This is a genomic window from Methylovorus mays, from assembly GCF_020531915.1.
Classification (GTDB): Bacteria; Pseudomonadota; Gammaproteobacteria; order Burkholderiales; family Methylophilaceae; genus Methylovorus; species Methylovorus mays.
The window spans coordinates 862,798-881,140 of the sequence record NZ_JAJAVG010000004.1 but is presented as its reverse complement, the minus strand read 5'-3'; the positions used below and the strand labels follow the sequence as shown (position 1 = coordinate 881,140).

20 protein-coding genes are annotated in these 18,343 nt (G+C 54.3%); 8 read left to right on the top strand and 12 right to left on the bottom strand.

Features of this window, described 5'->3' with window-relative positions:
* Positions 1-4: 4 nt before the first annotated feature.
* Genes LG203_RS06470 through purB form a run of 7 tightly spaced genes read right to left on the bottom strand, consistent with a single transcriptional unit; the run spans position 5 to position 5,420 of the window.
* Entirely contained in the window at positions 5-673 is a 669-nt protein-coding gene (locus LG203_RS06470) for a protein-L-isoaspartate(D-aspartate) O-methyltransferase (protein ID WP_015829760.1), read from the bottom strand.
* Positions 674-682: 9 nt separating this feature from the next.
* A complete protein-coding gene (gene surE, locus LG203_RS06465) occupies positions 683-1,426 on the bottom strand; it encodes a 5'/3'-nucleotidase SurE (RefSeq protein WP_015829761.1) in 744 nt (247 codons plus the stop codon).
* Between the two features lie 53 nt (positions 1,427-1,479).
* Positions 1,480-1,869, bottom strand: a complete 390-nt coding sequence (locus tag LG203_RS06460; RefSeq protein WP_230345002.1) for a DUF2069 domain-containing protein — start codon at positions 1,867-1,869, stop codon at positions 1,480-1,482.
* The gene (locus LG203_RS06455) at positions 1,866-2,579 is read right to left on the bottom strand and encodes a HugZ family pyridoxamine 5'-phosphate oxidase (RefSeq protein ID WP_230345001.1); all 714 of its coding nucleotides are present in this window, start codon (positions 2,577-2,579) and stop codon (positions 1,866-1,868) included. The genes LG203_RS06460 and LG203_RS06455 overlap by 4 nt, the downstream gene beginning before the upstream one ends.
* A 41-nt stretch (positions 2,580-2,620) precedes the next feature.
* A complete protein-coding gene (wrbA, locus tag LG203_RS06450; RefSeq protein ID WP_230345000.1) occupies positions 2,621-3,214 on the bottom strand; it encodes an NAD(P)H:quinone oxidoreductase in 594 nt (197 codons plus the stop codon).
* Positions 3,211-4,038 (bottom strand): NYN domain-containing protein, encoded by an 828-nt coding sequence (locus LG203_RS06445; RefSeq protein WP_230344999.1) that lies wholly within the window; start codon positions 4,036-4,038, stop codon positions 3,211-3,213. The genes wrbA and LG203_RS06445 overlap by 4 nt, the downstream gene beginning before the upstream one ends.
* 11 nt (positions 4,039-4,049) lie before the next feature.
* Entirely contained in the window at positions 4,050-5,420 is a 1,371-nt protein-coding gene (gene purB / locus LG203_RS06440) for an adenylosuccinate lyase (RefSeq protein WP_230344998.1), read from the bottom strand.
* 363 nt (positions 5,421-5,783) lie between these two features.
* Here purB and LG203_RS06435 point away from each other — a divergent pair, with 363 nt between their 5' ends.
* On the top strand, positions 5,784-6,059 hold the full coding sequence (locus LG203_RS06435) for a calcium-binding protein (protein ID WP_230344997.1): 276 nt from the start codon (positions 5,784-5,786) through the stop codon (positions 6,057-6,059).
* A 91-nt stretch (positions 6,060-6,150) separates the two neighbouring features.
* Here the strand turns inward: LG203_RS06435 and LG203_RS06430 are convergent, their stop codons facing one another.
* Positions 6,151-8,184, bottom strand: coding sequence for a bifunctional diguanylate cyclase/phosphodiesterase (locus tag LG203_RS06430; protein WP_230344996.1), 2,034 nt, complete (start codon positions 8,182-8,184; stop codon positions 6,151-6,153).
* Positions 8,185-8,923: 739 nt separating this feature from the next.
* On the opposite strand from LG203_RS06430, the gene LG203_RS06425 reads away from it, so the two are divergent.
* From LG203_RS06425 to LG203_RS06400, 6 genes are all read left to right on the top strand, one after another.
* Entirely contained in the window at positions 8,924-9,562 is a 639-nt protein-coding gene (locus LG203_RS06425) for a S24 family peptidase (protein ID WP_230344995.1), read from the top strand.
* A 289-nt stretch (positions 9,563-9,851) separates the two neighbouring features.
* Positions 9,852-12,416: a bifunctional aconitate hydratase 2/2-methylisocitrate dehydratase gene (acnB, locus tag LG203_RS06420; protein ID WP_230344994.1), complete on the top strand. Its 2,565-nt coding sequence runs from the start codon at positions 9,852-9,854 to the stop codon at positions 12,414-12,416.
* A 208-nt stretch (positions 12,417-12,624) separates the two neighbouring features.
* Positions 12,625-13,359, top strand: a complete 735-nt coding sequence (locus tag LG203_RS06415; protein WP_230344993.1) for a CsgG/HfaB family protein — start codon at positions 12,625-12,627, stop codon at positions 13,357-13,359.
* A gap of 3 nt (positions 13,360-13,362) precedes the next feature.
* The gene (locus tag LG203_RS06410) at positions 13,363-13,722 is read left to right on the top strand and encodes a DUF4810 domain-containing protein (protein WP_230344992.1); all 360 of its coding nucleotides are present in this window, start codon (positions 13,363-13,365) and stop codon (positions 13,720-13,722) included.
* Positions 13,719-14,387, top strand: a complete 669-nt coding sequence (locus LG203_RS06405; protein WP_230344991.1) for a DUF799 domain-containing protein — start codon at positions 13,719-13,721, stop codon at positions 14,385-14,387. The genes LG203_RS06410 and LG203_RS06405 overlap by 4 nt, the downstream gene beginning before the upstream one ends.
* A 153-nt stretch (positions 14,388-14,540) precedes the next feature.
* Positions 14,541-15,053 (top strand): DUF3016 domain-containing protein, encoded by a 513-nt coding sequence (locus LG203_RS06400; RefSeq protein WP_230344990.1) that lies wholly within the window; start codon positions 14,541-14,543, stop codon positions 15,051-15,053.
* Between the two features lie 3 nt (positions 15,054-15,056).
* Here LG203_RS06400 and LG203_RS06395 read toward each other — a convergent pair whose 3' ends face one another.
* The 4 genes from LG203_RS06395 to sodC all read right to left on the bottom strand — a co-directional run bounded on the left by LG203_RS06395 (position 15,057) and on the right by sodC (position 17,821).
* Entirely contained in the window at positions 15,057-15,692 is a 636-nt protein-coding gene (locus tag LG203_RS06395; RefSeq protein WP_230344989.1) for a hypothetical protein, read from the bottom strand.
* 106 nt (positions 15,693-15,798) lie between these two features.
* Positions 15,799-16,338: a TIGR00645 family protein gene (locus tag LG203_RS06390; protein ID WP_013441832.1), complete on the bottom strand. Its 540-nt coding sequence runs from the start codon at positions 16,336-16,338 to the stop codon at positions 15,799-15,801.
* A gap of 97 nt (positions 16,339-16,435) precedes the next feature.
* Positions 16,436-17,281: a 23S rRNA (adenine(2030)-N(6))-methyltransferase RlmJ gene (locus tag LG203_RS06385; RefSeq protein WP_230344988.1), complete on the bottom strand. Its 846-nt coding sequence runs from the start codon at positions 17,279-17,281 to the stop codon at positions 16,436-16,438.
* 18 nt (positions 17,282-17,299) lie between these two features.
* Complete coding sequence (gene sodC, locus LG203_RS06380) at positions 17,300-17,821, bottom strand: superoxide dismutase family protein (RefSeq protein ID WP_230344987.1); 522 nt, start codon at positions 17,819-17,821, stop codon at positions 17,300-17,302.
* A gap of 190 nt (positions 17,822-18,011) precedes the next feature.
* Here sodC and LG203_RS06375 point away from each other — a divergent pair, with 190 nt between their 5' ends.
* The gene (locus LG203_RS06375) at positions 18,012-18,311 is read left to right on the top strand and encodes an EF-hand domain-containing protein (protein WP_230344986.1); all 300 of its coding nucleotides are present in this window, start codon (positions 18,012-18,014) and stop codon (positions 18,309-18,311) included.
* Positions 18,312-18,343: the final 32 nt, after the last annotated feature.

Sequence of the window (18,343 nt, the reverse complement as noted above, 5' to 3'; positions counted from 1 at the left end):
CCACTCAATTCGTTCCGCCCAGAAGAGGGACGAATTTCACCGGCTCGAGCTTGGTTTGCCGGTATTCGCTGCCATTGGTGGTGGCAACATGTTCAATCAGGTAGAGGATTTGTTCTTCGGTGCCCACCGGGATCACCATGCGTCCCCCTACCGCCAGCTGCTCCAGCAGCTCTTGTGGTACATGACTGGCAGCCGCTGTGACAATAATGCCGTCGAATGGTGCCATCTCGGGCAAGCCCATGGTGCCATCCGCATGCTTGAGCTTGATGTTGCTCATGCGCAGCTCGCGCAAGTGGCCGCGGGCTTTCATCAGCAGGGGGCGTATGCGCTCTACCGAGTAGACCTCTTTTGCCACTTTGGACAAGACCGCGGTCTGATAGCCGCAGCCGGTGCCGATTTCAAGCACGTTACCGAGCGGTTTGCCAGCACGCAGGATTTCCGTCATGCGGGCGACGATATACGGTTGGGAGATGGTCTGACCGAAACCGATAGGCAGCGACACATCCTCATAGGCGCGGGAAGACAAAGCCTCATCGACAAAAATATGGCGGGCAATGCTGCCCATGGCAGAAAGGGTGACTTCATCGCGGATGCCTTGCTCACGCAGACGCGCCAGCATGCGCTCACGCGTACGAAGAGAGGTCATGCCTATGCCACGGATTACGCTACTCATGGGTCTTGATCAGAAGTCTAGCCAGGTTTTCAGGGAGCTCAGCTGGTTGTAGTGCGTGAGATCAATCTGCAGGGGTGTCATGGAGACACGGTTGTTGGCAACGGCATAAAAGTCGGTGCCATCACCTGCATCCTGCGCGCCACCTGCGGCACCTACCCAGTATACGGTTTCGCCACGCGGCGTAGTCGACTTGATCACCGGTTCTGCCTTGTGGCGCTTGCCCAGGCGGGTAATCACACGTCCTTGCAGGGCATCGTAAGGCACATCGGGAATATTCACATTGAGCAGCATGGGCGGCGGCATGTCTTTTTTCTGGATATGCTGCACCAGCTCAACGGCTACGCGGGCGGCGGTCTCGAAATGGGCCGGATTATGCTGCGACATGGAGAACGCAAAGGAGGGCACGCCCAGCAGATAGCCTTCCATGGCGGCGGCCACGGTGCCGGAGTATATCGTATCGTCGCCCATATTGGCGCCATCATTGATGCCGGAAATCACCATGTCGGGCAACTGGTCCAGCAAGCCGGTCACGGCAAGGTGCACGCAGTCGGTGGGGGTGCCGTTGACATAGTAAAAACCATTAAGCGCCTTGCGCACGGTCAGTGGGCGATCGAGTGTCAGTGAGTTGCTGGCGCCGCTACGGTTGCGCTCGGGGGCGACCACGACGACTTCGGCGATCTTGCTGATGTGCTCGGCCAGAATGCTGAGGCCAGGCGCAAAGTAGCCGTCGTCGTTGGATAGTAGAATTCTCATGCAATTATTATAAGGGAATAATGACGGCGTTGGGGCAGGCTTAACGCGATTGGTCAGCTTGGGGTTTGGCCTTGCGCTGACGCTTTATTGGCTGCAGTAGCCATCTGGCTGGGGCGAGTAAGACGGGCATAAAAAATCGCGCAGGTGAAAAACACCAGCGTCAACGCGACTTCCAGCAGGGCTAGTCTCGCGGATAATCCCTGATCTGCCCATGCGCGTACGCAGCCTTCGGTAAAGTAAAACAGGATAAACATGCAGGCCCACTGATAGGTGTAGCGCTTGCCGCGCAATACGCCGAAAAGCGCCGGCAGCAGAAAGGCGGCTTTCCAGATCAACATGGAGCCCCCGGGGCGCAAGGGCGCGAGCCAGCCTTCCCAGGCCAGACACAATAAAATCAGGGCAATCAGGCTGATGCTGGCGCCGAGTCGCAGACCTTTGATCATGGGCGGCACGCCTTTGCCATCGCTACCAGTGCCTGGCGGGCTTGCATGGCATCCTGAATGGGTTGCTCGAATTCAAAGCGCAGTATGGTGGGCGGCTGGTGTGCCTTGGAGGCACGTACGTCAAACCCCAGGCTGTCTATGCCTATCATCTCGGCCTGTTCGGTATCCAGCTGGTGAACGTGCTGGCAATACGCACGCAGGTTGTCGGCGTGGTCAGTATTCATGTGCTCGATGATGCCGGTTTCCTGCTGTGCCAGCGGCGGCAACGGCGTGGTGAGCGCAGCGCCTGCTTCCCAGCCCATTTTGCCAAAGCCCGCGATGTAGCGCGCTTGCACCGGCGTAATGCGATAAAACGAGAAATCATGCATATCAAAATAGCCCGCGGCTTGGGGGAAGTAGCGCAAATAGCGGGCACGCAGATCGGCATCGGCTTTGTCAGCCGCCTGCGCTTGCCCGAGTACGGTCAGGCGCGCATTGGCCTGCATGTCATCGGCATCATCCAGCACGATCAGCGAAACGTGCGGGTTTTGCAGGATATTTTTGGTGTGCTCGGCCAGTGTGCTGATGAGTATGATGGGGCAGCCGGTATGGTCCACCACAAAAGGCGCGATGGAGCCAAAGGGGTAACCCGCAAAGCGCGCCGAGTGCGTGGATAGCACGCCCTTGCGCGAACGATGCAGAAATTGTCGGGCTTCAGTGCTGAGGTTCATGCGTCAGGTTTTGTATCGGATTGGCTGCCATGGTGTTTGAATCAGGCGATAAGCTTGGCTGCGGTGGTGGCCAGGCGCTTGCCCAAGGCAATGCACAGCTTGCGTTCGTCTTCGGTAATTGGCCGGTCATCGCTGGCGCCACCGATATGGCTGGCGCCATAAGGCGTGCCACCGCTGGTGGTGGATGCCAGGGCTGGCTCGGAATAGGGCAGGCCGACAATCAGCATGCCGTGGTGCAGCAAGGGCAGCATCATGGTCAGCAATGTGCTTTCGTTGCCACCATGTTGCGAGCCGGTGGACGTAAACACGGCGGCAGGTTTGCCGATCAGTGCACCCTTGAGCCAGAGGCTGGTGGTGCCATCCAGAAAGTATTTCATGGGGGCTGCCATATTGCCGAAGCGAGTGGGGCTACCGAGGGCCAGGCCCACGCATTCTTCCAGGTCTTTCAGTTCAACATAAGGGGCGCCAGATGCCGGAATATCCGGCTCGGTCGCTTCGCAATTGGCTGACACTTTAGGTACCGTGCGCAGTCGCGCCTGCATGCCCGGTACGCTATCAATCCCGCGGGCTATCAGTTGCGCCATGTCGCGCACGGCGCCGCCCTGTGAGTAATACAAGACCAGTATGTCGCTCATTTCTTGCGCTTGTCCTTGATGCGTTGCTTTTGCGTGTCGGCTTCAAACAGGCCGGTGGCCTTGATCAAGTCGCTGAATTTGCCATAGCCATAATTGCGCGAGTCGAATGCCGAGAAGTTTTTCACGATGTGTTTTTTGACCTCGCCCATATGGGCGAAGCCATCATCGTCCGACAGGGCTTCAATTGCCGAGCGTATCAGCGTCACCAGCTTGGTATCCATCGCCAGTTCCTTGGCGCTTTTGCGGATGCCGGGGGCGGTGGCAGGCTCAACGGCAGAAGGTCTTGCAACCTTTGCTGTTCTGCCCTTGGTCGTTTTGGCAGCCTCCTGCGCTGCTGGTTCCGGCTCGATGGGAGCGCTATCTGCCAGCTTGTTCTGCGAGAGAATCTCGATGTAAATGAACTGATTGCATGCCGCCATCAGCGACTCAGGCGTTTTTTGCTCACCGAAGCCGTACACCATTTTTCCGGATTCACGGAAACGGATCGCCAGACGCGTGAAATCGCTATCGCTGGACACAATGCAGAAGCCATCAAGCGGGGCGGTATACAGCAGGTCCATGGCATCAATGATCAACGCGCTGTCAGTTGAGTTTTTGCCCTTGGTATTGGCATATTGCTGTATCGGCTGTATGGCGTGCTTGGGCAGGATTTCCTTCCAGCGATTCAGCTGGTTTTGCGTCCAGTCACCATAGATGCGCCGGACGCTGGCATCGCCAAACTTGGAAATTTCCTCGAACAGCTCGTCGATGATGTCGATCACCTTGAAGGTATTGTCCGCGTCTATCAGTACAGCCAGACGAGGATTGTTCCGGTCGGTGATCATGGCATGCTCGATCAAATGCGCTTGGCCAGCTCAACCGCCTTGCCGATGTAACTGGCGGGAGTCATGTCGAGCAACAATTGTTTGGCATCCTGCGGAATTTCCAGATCCTGAATAAATGCCTGCAGGGATTCCTTGCTGATGCCGCCCTTGCCACGTGTCAGCGCTTTCAGCTGTTCGTAGGGGTTGGCGATGCCATAACGACGCATCACGGTCTGGATTGGCTCTGCCAGTACTTCCCAGTTGTTGTCCAGGTCTTCCAGCAGGCGCGCACGGTTGGCTTCCAGCTTGTTCAGGCCTTTGAGGCAGGAGTCGTAGCCTAGCAAGGTGTAACCCAGGGCGACGCCCATGTTGCGCAGCACGGTGGAGTCGGTAAGGTCACGCTGCCAGCGCGAGATCGGCAGTTTTTCAGCCAGATGGCGCAGCACGGCATTGGCCAGGCCCAGATTGCCTTCGGAGTTTTCGAAGTCGATCGGGTTGACCTTGTGCGGCATGGTGGAAGAGCCGACTTCGCCTTCTTTCACCTTTTGCTTGAAGTAGCCCAGGGAAATGTAACCCCAGACATCGCGATCCAGATCGATCAGGATGGTATTGATGCGCGACAGGGCGTCATAAAGCTCGGCCATGTAGTCATGCGGTTCAATCTGAATGGTGTAGGGGTTGTAGGTCAGCCCCAGCGCGGTGACGAATTTCTGGGCAAAGTTTTCCCAGTCAAAGTCAGGATAGGCCGACAGGTGGGCGTTGAAGTTGCCGACGGCGCCATTGATCTTGCCCAGAATTTCTACCTCAGCCAGTTGCTTGTGCTGACGGCGCAGGCGATAAACCACATTGGCAATTTCCTTGCCCAGGGTAGTGGGCGAAGCAGGCTGCCCGTGCGTGTGCGACAGCATGGGTGCATCGGCCAGGTCATGGGCAATCTCGGTCAGGCGCGCGATCATCTGCTCCAGCATGGGCAGCATGACCTGGTTACGGGCTGCCTTCAGCATCAGGCCATGGGAGAGATTGTTGATGTCTTCAGAAGTACAGGCGAAGTGAATGAACTCGCTCACCTTGCGGATTTCGCTGTTGCCGTCGAATTGCTCCTTGAGCCAGTATTCGAGGGCTTTGACGTCGTGATTGGTGCGCGATTCAATGGCCTTGACCTGTGAGGCTTCCACTTCGCCGAAGTTGGCGATGGCCGCATCCAGATCCTGAATGGTTTGCGGGCTGAATGGCGCGATTTCTGCCAGCGCAGGCTCAGCCGCCAGTGCTTTGAGCCATTCGACTTCCACCAGGGCGCGATGCCGGATCAGCGCATATTCGCTGAAAAAAGGGCGTAACGGATCCAGTTTGGCTTGATAACGACCATCAAGCGGTGAAAGTGCATTGAGTGATGTGAGTTCCATCAGCAGCCTTTGCTCAATTGTAAAAAGAACAAGATTTTACCCTACATCGAGGGTGGGCAAAAATCTGATCATGAAATATTTGGAATGTCATGCCGATGACGAGGTCAGAGGATTGAGGCTCGCACGGTTGAGATTGATCGGCTGTGTGATCCATCATGCTTTCCGTAGCGATCAGCGCCATACAGGGTAATGATCATGAATGGTATCCGGGGCAAGGGCTTATGTGGTTAAATAACAAGCAGCTAACGGTCTGCTTAGGTGTTTCAATCGTGTGCCGCAATCCGCTTGGCGTCAATGAAAATTTTGTTTTTTCAAATGGCGATGAAGGCCATTCATGCAATCGGGAACGAAGGTGGAATCAAAATGGACATCATGAAGATCGACATGTGGAAATTGGCCGGGCTTGCCATTGCCGCCTGTGCTATTCCGGTTGCCGCCGCCGAGTCGCCATTTATCACGGTGGAAGAGCGCTTGCAGAAAATGGACAAGGACCATGATGGTATGGTGACGGTGGATGAAGTGCGCGCCTATATCGAAACCGTGCATGGCAAGGATTTCAACAAGCCGGTGATGGACGAAATGGTGTCGGCTGCTAACAGTAAAAGCTGCGGTTCGCCATTCTCCCGTTCGTTTTACTAGAGACTCTCCAACGGATACCGCATTTTTTGTTGCTTTTCCCCTTGTCAGCCTTTGAGCTTGCGTTGGTGACAAGCCCTCCTCATTCATAGTCTCAGTGCTTCAGCATGTCATCCAGTGGGGCCGGTTTGTGGCGCAGGTAGCCCTGCGTATAGTGAATGCCCATGCCGCGCAGCAGGTTTTCCACTTCTACGGTTTCGACATACTCTGCAATGGTCTTTAATCCGGTGCCGTTGGCAATTTCGCAGATGCACCGCACCATGGCCTGATCAATCACATTGCTATCAATCGCACGAATGAACTGACCATCAATCTTGAGGTAATCCACGTCCAGATTCTTGAGGTGTCCAAACGAGGATACGCCACTGCCAAAATCATCTAGTGAAAAGCGAATGCCGAAGCGGCGCATGGAGGCAATAAAACTGTTGGCATCGGCCAGGTTGGTAATGGCGGCGGTTTCCGTGATCTCAAAACATAATTTGGAGTAAGTGGCTGGCGTGGAAACGATCAGTTCCAGCATATATTCATGAAAGGCCCGATCACCGATGGATTGTCCGGAGAGATTCACGGATAGCACATCAATATGGTCGATCACATGCTCATGCTCCATGATCCAGTGCAGCACGCGTTTGGTTACCCAGCGATCAATGCGGGAGGTGATGTGAAAGCGTTCCGCCGCTGGCATGAAAGCGCCAGCAGGGATCATGCCGCCGTTGCCATCTGGCAGGCGCAACAGGATTTCGCCATGCATGCCGCTGTTTTCGTTGAGCGGAAGAATGCGCTGGCAATACAGGCTGAAGCGGTTTTCTTCCAGGGCGAGCTCCAGCCGGTTTACCCACTGGATTTCCTCATGATGTTTTTTGATGGCGAAGTCGGTATCGCGATAAAGATGCGTGCGGTTACGTCCCTCCTGCTTGGCGGTGTAACAGGCGGCGTTGGCGATTTGTAACAAGGCACTGATATCCTGCCATTGGTGATCTATTCTGACCAAGCCTATGCTGGCGCTTACATGAAAGCGTTTTTGCTCATGCGCAAAGCGGAATGCTTCAATTCTGTTGCATATGTCATCGGCAATCTTGCCAGCGGCATCGCTGTCGCAGCATAGCAACAGAATGGCAAACTCATCTCCGCCCAGCCTTGCCAGCAGGGCGTCTGCGCTGAGGCAGCCCCGTATGATGCTGACGATTTGCTTGAGTAGAGCATCGCCAACGGCATGACCGCAGGTATCGTTGACGATCTTGAACTGGTCCAGATCAAGATACATGAACATATGCCGCTCGCCCTGCGTATGCGCAGAAGTGAGCGCGGCTTGCAGGCGGGTTTCAAGAGTGATGCGATTGTGAATGCCGGTCAGCGGGTCCATTTCCGAATGGCTGAAAGAGGCTGCGTGCCAGTGTTGCATTACGATGATGGTGCCTGCTTTCTGTCGATCTTCTGGCCTGAAAGGAGTGATGGTGCTACTCATCATGTCTTGCTCATGCTTCTGTCGAGCCAGCAGGCGCAACGGAAGGTCAAGTCGGCGGTTCTCTCGCATGCTGATTTGCAGCGCGTCATCAATCGCTGCCGACGGGCTACCCTTTGCCAGACTGATAAAGTGACGTAGAGGCTGACCGCCAACATGGCTGAGTGCTTGCCCCAGCAGTTTCTCGGCTGCGACATTCAGAAACTCGATATGGCCGCGATGGTCTGTGATGATGACGGCGTCCCGCACTGCTGACAGCGTGGTATGCCAACGCTGCTGTTCCAGCTGAAGGGCATCGCGTATGCGATTGTGTTCCGTCAGGTCATGTACGACACGTGAAGCGCCAATGATGTTGCCCAGGAGATCCCAAAGTGGGGTGAGGGTGTTAAGGATGAGCAGCATGCTGCCATTCTTATGCTCTTGCTCAGTCTCAAAGTGCATGATACATCTGGCTTCACGCAGCTTGCTAAGGCGGTTTTTCTCCAGGGCTTGCTGATCTGGTGTGCACAAGGCACTGAATGGTTGGCCAATGACTTCTAGTGACGAGTAGCCAAACATATCTTCTGCGCGCTGATCCCAACCAGTAATGATGCCATCCAGGCTTTTTCTGATATGTGCGCCCCTGGAGCACTTGATTATTTCTAGCGGTGGGTTAGATTTCATCATGGCCTGATTTGCTGAAAATGGCGATGTGGTTTATCAAGGGCTGGAGGCGCATGGCGAGGTCAGCGATGCCGTTTTCGATATTTGCCTGAAAGGAGGCGTGGAACAGATGGATGAAATGCCTGTATCTCTTTGGCTTGCGCGGGCTGCGGCGGTAGTATGATGAGGTACGAAGTCAGGCCAAAGGGGGCTTGTTTGCCAGGCAGGCATTGGTAATACAACTGCAGTAAGTCAATCTGCATGGTGGTACCCCCTTAATCCAATGGCAGTCATTGGTAAATTTATTCCGCCTTGCATCCATAAGTGTTGCAAGGTTATTCATCAAGGGCTGCCCAATCGAAGCGGGAAGCCGGGTTGAATAGTTACTAAAGCCGCAGAACTGAGGGAGTGAACGTGAAGCAGCCGATGCGAGTAGATTTGGCGATAAGCGCTAAATCCAGACGCGGACTGAAAGCAATTGCACCCCCTTGTACGGTTTTAATTTCGCTTGATTTGCGTGAGCAATCAAAGCGTTTTTGGTTGTGAGGCAATGTTAGGAAATATTTCTCAACTTGTCAACACGATCTTGTGAATTTTTACGAATAAAAACCAATATCAATAAATATATATAAAAAACATATAGTTAAATAAATACGCATGCCTAACATTTTCCCAACATTTTTATTAACCGGGACGAATCCATATGGGCATTAAGCAATGGTTTTCCGCATCCGAGTTGGCTTTACTCTCTCAGCATTTGGTGGTGAGGTTGCCGAACTCCATTCGCGGCTGCAGAGACAAAGCAAAAAGAGAGAGTTGGCCCTCCCGTCAAGTCAACGGCAAGGGCGGCCCCAATGGCATTCTGAATGAATATTTGCCTCCTCCTGAGCTTGCTGAAGCCATCAGCGTATTTCTCGAGTCTCGTCCGGATTTTTTTGGGTCCGCCCCGCGCGTCAAAATGGTCGAGGTTTTTCATGATGAAAGTTTATGCGTGGAGCGCTATTGTGCGGACCATGCCTCATCGAGTCAGCTGCTGATTCATGAAAATCATCTGATCAAAAAGGTAGAGCTCAATGCTGATTCCGGGCTGGGGGGCGTGCCGTCGCGCTACCTCAAGCTCGTGCATGTGTATGGCGATGGCATGGAGCCTTTGTTGAGCGATGGTGATGAAGTGTTCATTGATATTCGGTGCAATGCTTTCGATGGGGATGCCCTGTATGCCATCCGCCAGCACGGACGCATCATGATCAAACGGGTGCAGGTGCGACTGGATGGCAGCGTCGCCATCAAATATGACAACGATGGTGGTTTCCCTATCGAAGTCTATTCAGCAGAAAACGCAAAAGACGTGGAAGTGGTGGGCAAAGTCATGCCCTTCAAGTTCGGCAAGTTCCGAGCCTAAGCGCGGGCACCAGTTTGGGGCATAGTCCCGGCTGGGGAGGACTGGTGCCGCTCAATCGCGCCGGACGCTTCCTCCCGTAGTCCTCATGCTGGAGCCATGGCAGCCACGCTGGCGAGTCCTTGGTCGCGTGCTTGCCCGGGTGGCTGTGGCTCGTCTTTGAAATGTGAATGCCGCATCAAGGCAGGCACAGTCATTGCATATAGTTTGCATGTTGCTGCCCGCACGATTTATAGCGCTTGCAGCGCACTGTATAATCCCATCATCTATTACTTATCCTCGAATGAGTGCCATGCTGAAAAATTACCGTGAACATGTAGCCGAGCGCGCCAATGCCGGTTTGCCTCCATTACCCCTTACCGCTGAGCAAGTTGCCGAGCTGGTGGACCTGCTGAAGAATCCGCCAGCCGGTGAGGCGGACGCCTTGCTTGAGTTGCTGGCAAACCGCATTCCGGCCGGAGTGGACCAGGCGGCTTACGTCAAGGCTGCCTTTTTGGCAGACATTGCCAAGGGCAATGCCACATCGCCGCTGGTCAGCCCGGCCAAGGCAGTAGAGCTGCTGGGCACCATGCTGGGCGGTTACAACGTGCAGGCACTGGTGGAGCTGCTGGATGGCACCATGGCCGAAGATGCAGTCAAGGCGCTTTCCAAGACCATACTGATGTTTGATGCCTTCCATGATGTGGCCGAGAAAATGAAAGCGGGCAACCCGCATGCCAAGAAGCTGGTTGAATCCTGGGCAGCTGGCGAGTGGTTTACCAACCGCCCGGCCTTGCCTGCGGAGATTCGTGCCATTGTGTTCAAAGTGCCTGGCGAAACCAATACCGATGACTTGTCGCCTGCGCAAGAGGCATGGTCACGTCCAGATATTCCGTTGCATGCCAAGGCCATGCTGGTCAACAAGATGCCTAATGGCTTGCAGACCATTCTGGACCTGCAGCAAAAAGGCCTGCCGCTGGCCTATGTTGGCGATGTGGTCGGTACCGGTTCCTCACGCAAATCTGCTATCAACTCCGTGCAATGGCTGATGGGTGACAACATTCCGAATATCCCCAACAAGCGTAGTGGCGGCATTGTGCTCGGCGGCAAGATTGCCCCGATTTTCTTCAATACCGCAGAAGACTCGGGTGCGTTGCCCATCCAGTGTGACGTTGGCCAGATGAATACCGGCGATGAAATCATCATCCAACCCTATGAAGGCAAAGTGCTGAATGCCGCTGGCGAGGTGATTTCCACCTTTGATCTGGCGCCATTGACCATGCCGGATGAAGTCCGTGCTGGTGGCCGAATTCCCCTGATCATCGGCCGCGGCCTGACTACCAATGCCCGCCAGTTGCTGGGTCTGCCGCCATCCGATCTGTTCATCAAGCCCATCGCCCCCAAGGATACCGGCAAGGGTTACACCCTGGCCCAGAAGATGGTTGGTCGCGCATGTGGCTTGCCAGAAGGGCAGGGCGTGCGCCCTGGTACCTATTGCGAACCGAAAATCACGACCGTGGGTTCGCAGGATACGACGGGCGCCATGACCCGTGACGAGCTGAAAGAGCTGGCCTGCCTGGGCTTCTCGGCAGATCTGGTGATGCAGAGCTTCTGCCATACCGCTGCTTACCCTAAGCCGGTGGATATCAAGCTGCAGCACAGCCTGCCTGAATTCATGTCCAGCCGTGGTGGCGTCAGCCTGCGTCCTGGCGATGGCGTGATCCACTCCTGGCTGAATCGTCTGATTCTGCCTGACACCGTCGGTACCGGTGGGGATTCGCATACCCGCTTCCCGATCGGGATTTCCTTCCCTGCAGGCTCTGGCCTGGTCGCGTTTGCCGCCGCCATGGGCGCCATGCCGCTGGATATGCCGGAGTCGGTGCTGGTACGCTTCAAAGGCGAAATGCAGCCTGGCATTACCCTGCGTGATCTGGTGAATGCCATTCCGTATGCCGCCATTCAGAAGGGTGATCTCACTGTAGGCAAGCAAGGCAAGAAAAATGTATTCAACGGCCGTATTCTGGAAATTGAAGGCCTGCCTGACCTCAAGGTCGAACAGGCATTCGAGTTTGCCGATGCCTCCGCCGAACGCTCGGCCAATGGCTGCACCGTCAAGCTCAACAAGGAGCCAGTGATCGAGTTTCTGCAGTCCAACATCGTGTTGATGCAGAACATGATCGATAACGGCTATGCTGACGCCCGTACCCTGCAACGCCGTATTGAAGCCATGCAGGCCTGGCTCGCCAGCCCCCATCTGCTGGAGCCGGATGCCGATGCCGAATACGCCTATGTGCTGGAAATCGACCTCAATGAAATCAAGGAACCGCTGGTGGCTTGCCCCAATGATCCTGATGACATCAAGCCGCTTTCTGCCGTCGTAGGCGACAAGATAGACGAAGTGTTTATCGGCAGCTGCATGACCAATATCGGCCACTACCGTGCTGCCGCCAAGGTGCTTGAAGGTTCGGGTGGCATTCCAACACGCTTGTGGATTGCGCCGCCTACGCGCATGGACGAGAACCAGCTGCGAGATGAAGGCGTGTATTCCGTGTTTGGCGTAGCGGGCGCGCGTACTGAAGTGCCGGGCTGCTCGCTGTGCATGGGTAACCAGGCGCGCGTGGCCGACAAGGCGACTGTGTTCTCCACCAGTACGCGTAACTTTGATAACCGCATGGGCAAGGATGCCCGCGTATATCTGGGTTCCGCCGAACTGGCCGCTGTGTGTGCTCGTCTGGGCCGCATGCCGACGCCTGCCGAGTATCTGGAAACCGTGGGCGACAAGCTCAGCAAAAACGCCGACAGCATCTACAAATACCTTAATTTTGACCAGATGCCGGAATACACCAAAAAGATCATCCCGATTGCCGAGGTTATCTAGCAGCACGTTGGTGAAGTTAAATAAAAAAAGCCGCGAAAGCGGCTTTTTTTATTTGCCGCAATTGAGCCGTTTCCGATCATATCAACACCGCAAATAAAGGCTGGCACCCTCGTCTGGTGATGGAAAACACAGAAAGTAAGCCGTCATTCATTGCGCATATGGCCGTTGTTATATAGTCCGGCCTTGTAGCTAGCTCGCATAGGGCGACATGGCCATCAGTATATTCGTCGTGTTGATTATCCCCATCTTGTTCAACCCCAAATTGTGTAGAAACGGTATGAAAAAAATAGCCCTTTTCACATTAAGCGCTTTAATCATCAGCGCCTGTTCGACCCATGAAACCTCCAGGACATTACCTGTGGCCAAAGTTGCTACTAGCGACACTAACTATAGTGGGCAGAAAACTACCTTGGCCATAGGTAAATTTGACAACCGCTCAAGCTTTTTGCGCGGATTGTTCTTTGATGGCGTAGATCGCCTGGGTGGGCAGGCCAAAACCATTTTGCTTACCCACCTTCAACAGTCCCGGTATTTTAATGTTGTGGAACGGGACAATCTGGCTGAAATAGCCCAGGAAGCCAAGTTTAACCAGCAAGCTCAAGCCATCGTCGGCGCGCATTATGTGGTTGTAGGGGATGTCAGCGAATTTGGCCGCAAAGAAGTGGGTGACCAGCAGTTGTTTGGCATTCTTGGCCGGGGAAAATCCCAGGTAGCGTATGCCAAGGTCAATCTTAATATTGTGAATGTGAAAACTTCCCAAGTGGATTTTTCGGTGCAAGGTGCGGGTGAATACACCTTAAACAATCGCGAAGTTGTCGGGTTTGGAAGTACCTCCAGTTACGATTCCACACTGAATGGCAAGGTGCTGGACCTGGCGATTCGTGAAGCAGTAAATAACTTGGTTGCGGGCGTTCAAAACGGCAGTTGGAAACCCGTTGAATAGCGCATGCAGTTACCTATTTTGTTTATATGGCCTGCCGCCTGTCTGTTGCTGCTGGGTGGTTGCGCCACTGAGCCCAAAACGCTTTATGGCTGGGGTGGATATCAAGCGCAGCTTAACCATTATTTCAAAGCAGATTCAGCGCCTGAACAGCAGATTGGCGAGCTTGAGGCTGAGCTTGCCAAAATGCAAGTCAAGGGGCAGAAGCCGCCGCCTGGTTATCTGGCCCACATAGGATTTTTATATGCTTCCATTGGCAATGCTGGAAAATCTGCTGAGGCATTTAATAACGAGAAAAAACAGTTCCCAGAGTCTGCCGTATTCATGGACTTGATGCTGAAAAGATTGAAGGGGGACGCTCAATGATGAGGATGCTCGCCCATGGGGTGGCCGGTGGCATGTGGCTGCTCGCGCTCTTGCTCTCAGGCTGCGCGACCCCGACTAAGGCTGGCTATGATTATTCTGAATATCGCCAGGCCAGGCCATTATCCATACTGGTGTTGCCGCCGCTGAATAGCTCGGTGGATGTCGCAGCAAGCGACGGTATGTTGGCGCAGGTGACCTTTCCATTGGCCGAGTCTGGCTACTATGTCATGCCAGTGGCAGTGACGGCTGAAACCTTCAAGCAGAATGGCTTGAATAATCCAACAGATGTACATGGCTTGCCTATCGCAAAACTGCGGGAGCTATTTGGGGCGGATGCCGTTTTGTATATTGATGTGAAAGAGTACGGCACGTCTTATAAAGTGATTGCGAGCTATACCAATGTCAAGGCTCAGGCAAAGCTGGTGGACCTGAGATCGGGCAAGCTGCTGTGGGAGGGCGAGTCTTGGGCTTCCAACCAGGAGGGGCAGCAAAGCCAGGGCAGCTTGGTGGGTGTGCTGATTTATGCAGTAATTAACCAGGTGATAAGCAATCTTACTGATCAAATTACGCCTGTCGCAGCGGCTGCTGCCAATCGTTTATTGGCAGCAGGCCAACCCAATGGCATGTTATATGGCCCACGATCGCCGCTCTATCAAAAAGATTAAAGTTAATAGGTCAGTATCAAAAGAATAAAGCGCCTCAGGGCGCTTTATTCCTTCATGGAGGCATACGCTTGGTACAGTTTTATCGCCCGATGTAACAAGAATTTATATGGAGATTCAGCGTCATATGCCATATTGCATACATGGATGTGTAAGATGGATTTCAGAGTGATGGGCATGCGATGTGGCGCGATGGCGATGCTGGTATGTGGCTTGACCAATGCGTATGCGGAGCCGCCAGCGGGCGCGGTGGCGGTGGAGTTCGTTCAGCCCGAGAAGTTTACCGATGCGGGTAATGACAGTTTTGGCGGATATAGCGCGTCCATATTGGCATCGTTACGAAAATATATAGAACGCACGGCTCTGCGCTATTTGCAGCCGGGGCAGCAGCTCAGCATCCGAATTACCGATATCGATCTTGCCGGTAGTTTTGAACCCTGGCGCGGCCCGGAGCGTGATGTGCGAATTGTGCGCGATGTGTATCCGCCACGCATCAAGTTGCAATATGAATGGCGCGATGCCGATGGGCATATCCTTGGGCAGGGCGAGAAAAACTTGCGCAATCTGGGGTTTCAGATGACGACAGTAGCGCGGGACAGCGATGCATTGCGCTATGAAAAAGCGCTGATCAATGACTGGCTGGCGAGCGAATTTTCGCCATCCAGATAAGCATCAAAACAGGGTGAATGCCTTGGCGATCAGCGACTTGAGGGTGGCGAGGTTGAGGTTTTCAGCGCGTAGCCGATCCAGTTTTTGTTTCAGCGAAGGCGCGCCTGCCAGAATGCGGGCAGAGACCGCCTGATCCTTGATCTGGCTGCGGATAATCTCGTCAAACTCGCTGCCCGCCCGCTCGGCGTGCTCCATGATCAGCTCCAGCAAGCGTGCCGCTGAGATGCGCAAGACTTCACGGTTCAAGGTGTATTCGGCGTGATGCCCGCGCGATTTCAAAAAGTTTTCCAGCTCGCGTCGTTCCAGCGGGTCTTCAAGCGAGATATCAATTTTGCCATCGCTCAGCTCGGCAAATTGCTGGCTGCCGATCAGCCGCTCCACCACCCTAGCCAATATCGCACGCGGGTTGATGTCCTGATGGCGCAAGGCGGCATTGAGCTTGAGTGATTTGATGCGTGATTCTGGGATGCCAAAGGTATTGGCGAGTTCGTAATTGGATTTGCCCCTGTGCTCGGCACTCTGGATCAGGGCATGAAACACAAACAGATCAATCTCGCGCTTGGGCAGGCTACCCAAGCCCATGGAAAGATAAAGCGTGAGAAAGTCGTCGGCAAACGCGATTTTTTCCTGTGGCGTCATGGAGCTTCCTTTGCGTGGTGGCAGCTGTTACCCGAAGCTGCGCGTTTTTTGATCTGCAAATGGATTGCAAGCCGCGTGGGCGGCTTGCAGGAGATACATCAGGTACTTAATGCTTATTGTCAGCGTGCGTCATCAGGCGGTCTATCCAGGCAATCGATACCGCCGACAGCACAAAGGCCATATGAATGATGGTTTGCCATATCAGCGTTTTTTCATCCAGATTGGGCGCGTTGATGAAGGTCTTCAGCAGGTGGATGGAGGAAATGCCGATGATGGCTGTGGCCAGCTTGACCTTGAGCAGATTGGCATTCACATGCGAGAGCCAATCAGGTTCGTCAGGGTGGCCTTTGAGATTGAGGCGTGAGACGAAGGTTTCATAGCCGCCCACGATCACCATGATGAGCAGGTTGGAGATCATCACCACATCAATCAGGCCCAAAACGATGAGCATGATGTCGGCTTCATGCATGTCGGGTACTTTTTGCACCAGATGCACGAGCTCGACCATGAAGTGAAACACATACACACCCTGCGCCACAATCAGGCCAAGGTAGAGCGGCAATTGCAGCCAGCGGCTACCGAACAGGATGGTAGCCATCGGGTGCATCTTTTGCGTCGTATTGCGGGTATTGCTAGCGGTCGCCATGAAGGTTCCTCGTCAAAATAAAATCGGTATGGGTCTTGCTGCCTGAAGTCGAGAGGATGCAGACATTATGCATGATGAATCCTCTCGGCAGATGGGTTCAAGGGATGAGATGCTCCAAGGTATAGTCGGCACCGTTGTCCTGGCCAAGAGACTCGGTCAGCCAGGGTAAAGTTTCTTGCAGCGTGGCAGGCAGCGTCCAGGGTGGATTCACAATAAACAGCCCGCTGCCATGCATGCCGAAGCCTTCTTCCGATGGGTGTTGCACCGTCAGCGTGACATGCAGCCAGCTGGGCAGTTGCAAACGCTTGAGTTTGTCTATCATCTGCTGGGGCTCGGCACGCTGCAACAGGGGATACCAGATGATGTAAGTGCCAGTGGCAAAACGTTGCAAGGCATCCTGCAGGGCGGTCACCACGCGCTGGTAATCCTGTTTTTCTTCGTAGGGCGGATCTATCAGCACCACGGCCCGCCGCGGTGGTGGTGGCAGCAGGGCCTTGATGCCAGCAAACCCGTCATCGGCAAACAGCATGACCTTGCGCCCGCCATGTTGAAAGGTCTGACGCAGCAGCTTGAAGTCATTCGGATGCAGTTCAAATAGCCGCATGCGATCTTCATCGCGCAGGCAGGCTTCGGCAACCGCGGGAGAGCCGGGGTAAAGGCGCAGCTTGCCATCCGGATTCTCCTGTCGGATCAGGTGCACATATTCCGCCAGCGGGGCGGGCAGGTCGGTGGCTTGCCACAGGCGCGAAATGCCGCTTTCAAATTCGGCATTTTGTGTCGCGTAGCCGGTATCCAGTGCATATTTTCCCGCGCCAGCATGGGTGTCGATATACCAGTAAGGCTTGCCTTTCTGGCCGGTGTACTGCAGCACTTGCATGAGTACAAAATGTTTAAGCACGTCGGCATGATTCCCCGCGTGAAAGGCGTGACGATAACTCAGCATGTGCTTGTTGTTTCCCTGTTATTCAATAATGCCGCAAGCCACACGGGCGCCACCACCGCCCAATGGTTTTGGCTGATCGCTGTAATTGTCGGCACCGGCATGCACCATCAGGCTGCGGCCAATGATGTCAGAAAGCTTGAGATTGGGCGCGACCAGTATCTGGGTAGCGCTGCCATCGGCCTTCACCTGCAATGCAGGCAGGTCACCGGCATGACCGTGTCCCTGCGGACCTTCGTGCTTGGCTGTTTTGGTGGGGTCATAATGACCGCCTGCAGCAAGACCGGCAGTTTTTTTGCCATCTTTGTCAGCGGCTTCACAACTCGGATTTTCATGCACATGCAGGCCGTGTTCGCCGGGGCTGAGGTCGCCCAGGTCGGGGTCTATAACCAATCCCTTTTCGCTATCGCTCAGCTTGACGGTGCCGATGATCTTGCCGACACCATTGTCGCTGATGGCATTCACCACGACGATTTTTTCAGCCGCCAGTGCGGGCAGGCTGGATAGCAGAAGGGCGGTTAATACAGAGGTGACGATTTTCATGGCGGACTCCTTGGCGATGGATGGCTATATTATAAGGCGGTGTCAGCGTGGTGCTGGCAATTTTGCATGAGGAATTGGTCAACGCGATTGACGGCAGGTTCATTTTGCCTAAGGTATATGCTATGTATATGAGGCCTGTACGTTTTTACCTGGCGTGGTCTCCCTCCATTTCACAAGGAGATTTTGAAGCATGCAACATGGTTACTGGATAGTTCCTCCCATGGTCTTGTTAATCGGCCTGGCGCATGCTGCTGAAGATGGTGCATCCCCCAAAAGGCACCATATGCGGGCAGACACCAATGGCGACGGTCGCATCAGCTTGCAGGAGTTTCGTGAGTCCGAGTTCAAGCCTTCAGAAAAAGTGTTTAAGCGCATGGACAGTAACAAGGATGGGTTCATTGACCCAGCCGAGAAGGCATCCGCCAAGGAGAAATTTCGTGCACGTATCCGCGCAAAAGACGGCGAGCTTACCGCGCCGCCTGCGCCTTGATCGATACCAGCTGGGGCTGTGATTTGACTGTT